The sequence below is a fragment of the Planctomycetia bacterium genome (assembly GCA_034440135.1).
Taxonomy (GTDB): domain Bacteria; phylum Planctomycetota; class Planctomycetia; order Pirellulales; family JALHLM01; genus JALHLM01.
Window position 1 is genome coordinate 1 of record JAWXBP010000524.1, and the last position, 7,160, is coordinate 7,160.

At 59.3% G+C, this 7,160-nt stretch carries 7 protein-coding genes and 1 pseudogene; 3 read left to right on the forward strand and 5 right to left on the reverse strand.

What is annotated here, in order from left to right; genetic code table 11:
- Positions 1-802: 802 nt before the first annotated feature.
- Both SGJ19_29415 and SGJ19_29420 read right to left on the reverse strand, forming a co-directional pair.
- Complete coding sequence (locus tag SGJ19_29415; GenBank protein ID MDZ4784385.1) at positions 803-1,000, reverse strand: cold shock domain-containing protein; 198 nt, start codon at positions 998-1,000, stop codon at positions 803-805.
- 145 nt (positions 1,001-1,145) lie between these two features.
- The gene (locus tag SGJ19_29420; protein MDZ4784386.1) at positions 1,146-1,934 is read right to left on the reverse strand and encodes a lysophospholipid acyltransferase family protein; all 789 of its coding nucleotides are present in this window, start codon (positions 1,932-1,934) and stop codon (positions 1,146-1,148) included.
- Between the two features lie 113 nt (positions 1,935-2,047).
- On the opposite strand from SGJ19_29420, the gene SGJ19_29425 reads away from it, so the two are divergent.
- Entirely contained in the window at positions 2,048-2,530 is a 483-nt protein-coding gene (locus SGJ19_29425; protein MDZ4784387.1) for a metallophosphoesterase family protein, read from the forward strand.
- A 65-nt stretch (positions 2,531-2,595) separates the two neighbouring features.
- Here the strand turns inward: SGJ19_29425 and rimI are convergent, their stop codons facing one another.
- Both rimI and lepB read right to left on the reverse strand, forming a co-directional pair.
- Complete coding sequence (gene rimI / locus SGJ19_29430; protein ID MDZ4784388.1) at positions 2,596-3,069, reverse strand: ribosomal protein S18-alanine N-acetyltransferase; 474 nt, start codon at positions 3,067-3,069, stop codon at positions 2,596-2,598.
- Between the two features lie 264 nt (positions 3,070-3,333).
- Positions 3,334-4,341, reverse strand: a complete 1,008-nt coding sequence (gene lepB, locus SGJ19_29435; GenBank protein ID MDZ4784389.1) for a signal peptidase I — start codon at positions 4,339-4,341, stop codon at positions 3,334-3,336.
- 116 nt (positions 4,342-4,457) lie between these two features.
- On the opposite strand from lepB, the gene SGJ19_29440 reads away from it, so the two are divergent.
- Positions 4,458-5,891 (forward strand): DUF1501 domain-containing protein, encoded by a 1,434-nt coding sequence (locus SGJ19_29440; GenBank protein MDZ4784390.1) that lies wholly within the window; start codon positions 4,458-4,460, stop codon positions 5,889-5,891.
- A 13-nt stretch (positions 5,892-5,904) separates the two neighbouring features.
- Here SGJ19_29440 and SGJ19_29445 read toward each other — a convergent pair.
- Positions 5,905-6,006, reverse strand: a pseudogene (locus SGJ19_29445) (IS5/IS1182 family transposase).
- Between the two features lie 366 nt (positions 6,007-6,372).
- Here SGJ19_29445 and SGJ19_29450 point away from each other — a divergent pair.
- A complete protein-coding gene (locus tag SGJ19_29450; protein MDZ4784391.1) occupies positions 6,373-7,098 on the forward strand; it encodes a PEP-CTERM sorting domain-containing protein in 726 nt (241 codons plus the stop codon).
- Positions 7,099-7,160: the final 62 nt, after the last annotated feature.

The window sequence follows — 7,160 nt, forward strand, 5'->3', positions numbered from 1 at the left end:
AATGTTTCGGTTGGCTGAAAGCCGTGGCAGGCATGGATCGCAGTCGCATGGTCGGTCGCTGGAAACTGCGGCAACTGCTGGAAGTGTCGGCGGCGGCGTGCAACCTGGTCAGCATGTGACGCCTGGCGCCCGTTGCCTGAAAGCCCGCTGGGCGGTAAGTCGCTTCCGATGACCGCGATCCTTCTGACCGCCCGCCTGGTCCACACAAATCAACTCGCAATACAACAACAAACGCCTCGTTTGCGGAGTTTTCCAGCAGCCTGCTAGACAATCTGTACCGTGCTCGCGGCGCCCCTGGGAATCAGGAACCCCGGTAGGCGCGGACACGTCAACCCGGATATTGCCCAAGCAACATCTCCCGCAGCGACGCGACGACCATACCGGCGGGCGGGCTTTCGCGACCATCCGCTACTTCCTTGCGACAGAACCCAGACGAAAACCGGACGGAGCGGGCCGAACAGCTCATTTCCCAAGTAGCTCGAACATCGGCCTTGGGAAACAGCGAGTGGCATCGCCCTCCCGACAAGGGGACGAGTTCAAGCGGGACGAAAAACGGTTGCCGAGCGAGGCGCTAGGCAGTCGCCGGAGTGTACATAGAGTGCCAAGAAGGCTGGCGTTGCGCGAAAAAAGTTCGCGGCCGTTCCATCACCTTAAACCGCGCCACGAAACTCAAACAGGATTCAGCCTCGCGTTCGAGGCTGAATCCTGTAGAGAAATCAGAGAACTGCCCGCCGAGTCATTAAAGTGGCTTCAGCAGGCCGCGTACGGCGTATTGCTTGAGCAATGCACCGGAGGTCGAACATCAGGCGGGCTTGACGTTCTCAGCGCACGGACCCTTCGGACCGCTGCCTTCCGTGTAGGCGACTTCCTGGCCTTCGTACAGTTGGTCGAAGGTCGTGCCTTGAACGCTCTTCGAGTGGAAGAACAGGTCCTTGTCGCCGTTCGTCTTGATGAAACCAAAACCCTTGTCCGTCAACTTCTTGATGCTGCCTACGGCCATTTGCTTGCCTTGTCAGTAAAACCTGGAACGTGCCCTATTGGCAAAGGGCCAACGAGCGGACTGGATTGTAGCCTATCCCGGCATTTCCCGCAGGGGGTATTTGCCAAGTAAATTGGCGATATTACTTGTGCAAAAGTGGGCCAAATTACCCAGCCGCGGGCAAGCTGTTGTCGGCGGTCTTCCAATTTCGACCGGCAAGCTCCGGTTCGAACTTGTCGACGCCGCCGAGTTTCGCAATCTCGCGGAGGAAGCGCTTGGTCAACTCCACCTGCACGTCGCGGTCGCCGGCGTTGTCGTAGTACGGCGAGAGGTCGATCGGCTTGCCGATTTTCAAACGCGTTCGGGTCGGGATGACCATGAATCCGAACACCGTGCCGTCATATGGGGAATCGGTGATGTGACAGGGAATGACCGGTGCGCGGGCCTTGAGAGCGATCAGCGCCGCACCGGGACGGCCCGGCAGGAGAAATCGTTCGGTTTCGTTGATGCGGCCTTCGGGAAACAGGCCCAGGAGTCCGCCTTGCTGGACGTAGCGGATCGCCAACTTGGTGGCGGCCGTATCGATGCCGCCGCGGCCCACGGGAATCGCTTCCACGGCGCGGAAGAACCAGCGCAGGACCGGCATGTCCACGAACTCGCGGGCGACCATCCAATGCACCGACGTGCCGGTTCCCAAGGCGATGAACGCCGGATCGATCGGCCCGATATGATTGCAAACGATCACGGCCCCTTGCCCTGGCTGCACCGGCAGCGGCCCGGAGATCTCGGCACGCCACAGGAGGCGGGTAATCAAGCGGTTGAACAGAAAAATCGGGTATTGCCCCAATCGATATTGTTGCCGTCGAAAATCAGCCCAAATCATCCCCAAACAGGCCAACACGGCGCCGCATAGCACACCGTAGGAAAGAAGTACGGTGATGGACGATGACAGCATGGGACTCAAGCAAGGGTGAAAGGAATCGGCGAAGCAAGAAAGCTGGCGGCTGTCTTGGTTGCGGCTTATAACATTGTACTTTTGTGCCAAATTCGACCAAGGGGGAAATCGGTATGCTGTTGGGCGTAGTGAGCGATTCGCACGGACAACTCGATCACACGCTCCGCGCGGTGCGGATGCTGGAAAGTCTTTCGCCGGTCGTGGTGATTCATTGCGGCGATATCGGCAGTACGGCGGTCATCGAACTGTTCCGGCCCTGGCCGACGCATTATGTGTTCGGCAATGTCGACCGCGACGAAGCCGAACTGCGCCAGGCCATCGTCGCCGCCGGACACCAGTGCCACGAGCGATTCGGAGAACTGGAACTCGCCGGACGACGGATTGCGTTTCTCCATAGCGACGACCTGCGACGTTTCCGCGAAACGACGAGCAGCGGTCAGTACGATCTGGTCTGCTACGGCCACACGCATCGTGCTGAGCAACATACCGAGGGCAAGACGCTGATTCTCAATCCTGGCGCCATGCATCGAGCCAATCCGCATTCGATCGCTGTGGTGGATTTGGAGACGATGCTAGCGACGGTCGTCGCAGTTTGAAGCTTTCAGTGTTCAGTTTTCAGTGATTCGCCTGGCGAAGTCACTACTTGCCATGGCTTTCGCACCTAGCCGGCGCGACGTAGGAACGCCGGGTCCGCGATCATCGTTTCCGGGGTGATCCGATGGCGGAACTGCATCAGGTAGGCGTCTTCCGGAGAGTCCGCGTAGTAGCCGCGGAGGACGGAGACGGCCTTGAAGTCGGCTTCGCGAAAAAACAATTGCGCGGCAAGGTTCGTCTCGCGGACTTCAAGCAGGATGCGGTTGCGGCGCTGATCGGAGAGCTTGCCGCGGAGCTTTGACAGCATCTGCGTGCCCACGCCGCGGCGACGGACGTCCGGCGCGACAGCGAAATTGAGCACGTGCAGCCGCGTCTTGTGCAACTCATAGATCATGAATCCGACGACGCGGTCGGCGTAGTCGGCGACCATGCCGATGCAATTGCGCTGGCGGAGGCAATTGATGAAATCTTCCTCGGACCAGGGGAACTCGAAGCTCTCGCTCTCGATATCGAGCACCTCGTGCATGTCGCGCCGGATCATCCAGCGAATATGCACACGCAACAATTCCTGGGTATCGGATTTCACGTCCGCCTCCTTCCTTGGTGGGCGAATCGGTCCCATGCGTACAAAGCCCCAACGGCGCCTGGAGGAAGCACTTCCAGCACTTCCTCGGCGGGGGGTGAAGGTAACAAATGGGACGCCGGCGGGCAAGATGAGGTTGCTTGTGTTTGGACATAAGAACGCCGGCTCGCGGCCGATTTCAAACTCCTTTGCTCAACCACTTGCGGCGAGTTTGCCACTGAACTACCGGAGCGTGTGCCATCGTGACGGGGGCCAATAAATGTGCGTCACAACGCCTAAGAGATGGCTTTCCGGCACAGCATATGCCGCATGCCCCGGAGCGCCTCGCGACCAAAATCGGGAATCGACTGAAAAAGCAGAAAAGTCGCCGAGCACAAAGTATTCGCCCTCCCTTAAGCGGGCTGGACTCTTCTCGGTACCTGAGAGAGTGCCATCGTACCCCTCGATTTCGGAAAGGTACTCGATTTCGCCCATGGACGCGGGTTGCACAAGGCGCACTCCGTTCGCCCAAACTGCCCCGTCCTTGATGACGATCTCCTCACCAGGCAACCCCACGAGTCTCTTCACATAAATCTCTTCTGGTGACGACGGAACGCGAAAGGTGACGACGTCCCAGCGACGAGGTTGGAGGAATTTTATTGTCATGAACCGGTCCGCGGACTGTACAGCACCACTGCTGGAATGAGGTTCGGAAACATGAAATTTCGTTTCGCAGATTGCATAGTGCGGCGAATCGCTGTACGAGAATCTCGGATCGCGCGCCGCTTGATACGCCGGCGCACCGCAAATCGCGCAAGTCGCGCGCAAATGGGTTCCTAAAATGGTTGGCGCCATCGAATTCGTGGGCGCCGAAAAACTTTCCAAAACGTAAGGCCGGAGTACGAAGTGCGTGAATGGAAAGTAAACGAGGGGGAAGAGCAAAGTCGGTAACCACGCCAAGAAGGCCCTGCCCGGCTTGACGTGAAAGCGTTTGCTGATGAGTAAGCATGCGGCGACGACGCCTCCGACCAACTGAATCAGACTCCCGGCGATCGCCTGATTGGAACCGAGTGAAGTGGCGGCCGTCGCGACGAATAGCAATATGAGGTTAGCGACGGACATCATCAGAATCGTGGTCATGACGGTGCGCCAACGCACGTTTTCAACCTTCACGAACCTAAGGCCGAGTCGCAGGCACGCTGCCGCTATGAGTATTGATGCCGCGAAAAGGGCGATGAAGATGGCGATCACTAAAAAGGTCGTCACGGAGCCTCCCGTACTGGCTTGTCGATATTTCTGACCTCCAGCGGATCTCGCCGCGGGACGTTATAATAGCCAACTCAGTTACTTACCGCGAGAAGCTCAGCATGCCATCGCATCGCAGTCCCCGCCGCACCTGGGCCTGGCCCGGCGAACCGTATTCGCGGCGAGAATTGCTGCGGCTAGGCGGACTGGGACTGCTGGGATTGTCGCTGCCGGAGTTGCTGACGCGCCAGAGTCTGGCTGCGGCGCAAGAAGCCCAGCGCGGCGGCAGTTTCGGCCGGGCGAAGGCGTGCATTCTGCTTTTTATGTGGGGCGGCCCAGCGCACCAGGACACGTGGGACCTCAAGCCGGACGCGCCTGCCGAAATCCGGGGCGAGTTCCGGCCAATCGCCACGAACGTGCCGGGAATCGAAATCTGCGAGCATTTTCCACTGCTGGCACAACGAGCCGATCGGCTCGCCTTGGTCCGCTCCGTCACGCATGGCGACCTCAATCACACCTCGGCGACGCACTACCTGCTCACTGGCCAGACGCCGCCGGCTGCCGGAGATTTCCGCCGCGATTGGCCGAGCATGGGCGCGGTGCTCTCGAAACTGGGTCGGGGCGAAGGGGCGTTGCCGCCATTCGTCTCCATGCGGCCGACCGTGCCGGGAGACGTGCCGCGATTTGTCGAGCAGAGCCAAGGGCAATTCGCCGGTTGGCTGGGCTCGTCGTTCGATCCGCTGACGATCGACGCCGATCCGTCGACGACCGATTACGAAGTCGGCGCGTTTCAGATGCCGGCTGATGTCTCACTGGAGCGTTTGTCTTCGCGGCGCGGGTTGCTGCACTCGGTCAATCAACAAGTCGAAGCCGTGCTGGCATCTCCCGCGACCGCGGCGGCGAGCAATCATTATCAGAAGGCGTTCGAGCTGCTGCATACGGGCACGGCGGGCAGTGCCTTTGACCTGACACAAGAACCGGACGCAGTGCGAGACCGTTACGGCCGCAACACGCACGGGCAATCGGTGCTGCAGGCGCGCCGGCTGGTGGAGCGCGGCGTGCCGCTCGTGACGGTCTTTTGGCCCAACGATGGCATCAAGAACGTCAGCGTCTATTGGGACACGCATAGCCGTAACTTCGTCGACCTAAAGGAAAGGCTGATGCCGGCCGCCGACCAGGCATTTTCGGCGCTGCTCGACGATCTCGCCGAACGCGGCATGTTGGATGAAACGCTGGTACTCTGGACCGGGGAGTTCGGCCGCACGCCGCGCGTCGGACAACGCAACAGCGACGCCGGCGCAGGGGCCGACGGCCGCGACCACTGGCCCGGCTGCTTTACCTCAGTGCTAGCCGGCGGCGGCATCCGCGGCGGGCAAGTTTACGGTTCGTCGGATCGCCATGCGGCCTACCCCTCAGCCGACGCAGTGGCGCCGGTCGACCTCGTCGCCACGGCTTACCACTGCCTGGGCGTTCCCAGCGATCAAGAATTGCACGACAGCCAAAACCGCCCCCTCGTCATCTCCGGCGGCCACGTCATCGACCGGCTACTGGGCTAGGTCGTGTTGACATTCATTTTTTCCATTCCAAGATTGCGACTAAGTGTAGGAAGCTGAGATAGTTGCCGGCGGTTTTGTCGTAGCGAGTGGCGATGCGGCGGTAGTGCTTGGATTGAGGTGCTGCCGGTTTGACGGACAGGGGAACTCCTTATTTTCTTGGCGTCTGGAGGCCCTCGAATTGTTGAGGGGTGAGGTAGTGGAGGGCTGAGTGCTTTGATAGCAAGGGATATGCGCCGACTAAAGCAGGCGGCGCGGGCGTCGTGGTCCGCGTCCAAATAGCGTCTTACATCGCAATTATCGGTATCCGTCGATTGGATCGCCAGGGGAGAGCATTATCCGCCCCCGCAGCTATCCGAAAGTCCTGGGGCATCGCACTATCTGCTGTCATTTGCTGCGGAACCGGCTTATAGTCCTTCACATCGCCGGATGGTGAATTACACCCGAACCAGCGAACACTCTCTGTCAGATCGGAAGTTCAGCGATGCCTCTCACCAAACTCATCCTGTTCAGTGGTAGCGCGGCAGTGCTGGCATTGTTGCTCGCCGGTCCTGAGTCACATGCCGCCTTTTTCACTTACCAGTTCTCCGGTCAGGTGACGGAAGTGGACAATCCCAACGGTTTTTTCACCGACGTGGCCGCCGTGGGAGCTCCAGTCAGCGGCGCCTTCACCTATACCGACAGCCCAAACGGCAGTCCTTTCTCCTTGAACCCGAATTTCACTAATTACACTCATCAAGAATCGCCGCCCGACACGGGGATTGTCCTCATTTTCAACGACATTGAAGCTCATGCTTCTGAGTTTTCCCTCACCAATATGATTGTCGGAAACGACAATTTGGACGACTTCTTCCCGCCCTTCTTTCCGCCGGGAGACTCCTTTCGCTACGGCGATTCTCTTGACGGCACATCGGCGCTATTCGACTTCAGCCAGGCCGAATTCTTCCAATTTGCCAACGCTGGTCTGTTCTTGGCTGACTCAAGCAGCGAAGCTTTCGATTCACAGGACCTGCCGTCCGGCTTGCCATTATCGGCCTTCGACGGGCGGTATGGCCTAGTGGATATCTACGACGACAATTTCGAAGCCACTGGAAAGCTCGTGTTTCAGATCGATTCAATTCGTGCCGTTCCGGAACCAAGCACCTACGTCCTCGCCACCATTGGCCTGTTCGGCATGGCCAGCGTCATCCGGCAACGAAAGCGTCGCTAGCCTTTCACCGAATTGCCAGGGAACGGCGAATTTGTTGCCACGGCGCTCTGGCCGTGGTATCC

Excerpts from the sequence above, each read along its gene's own strand:
- SGJ19_29415 (MDZ4784385.1), bottom strand. The coding sequence starts at position 1,000 with ATGGCCGTAGGCAGCATCAAGAAGTTGACGGACAAGGGTTTTGGTTTC.
- SGJ19_29420 (MDZ4784386.1), bottom strand. The coding sequence starts at position 1,934 with ATGCTGTCATCGTCCATCACCGTACTTCTTTCCTACGGTGTGCTATGC.
- SGJ19_29425 (MDZ4784387.1), top strand. The coding sequence starts at position 2,048 with ATGCTGTTGGGCGTAGTGAGCGATTCGCACGGACAACTCGATCACACG.
- rimI (MDZ4784388.1), bottom strand. The coding sequence starts at position 3,069 with ATGATCCGGCGCGACATGCACGAGGTGCTCGATATCGAGAGCGAGAGC.
- SGJ19_29440 (MDZ4784390.1), top strand. The coding sequence starts at position 4,458 with ATGCCATCGCATCGCAGTCCCCGCCGCACCTGGGCCTGGCCCGGCGAA.
- SGJ19_29450 (MDZ4784391.1), top strand. The coding sequence starts at position 6,373 with ATGCCTCTCACCAAACTCATCCTGTTCAGTGGTAGCGCGGCAGTGCTG.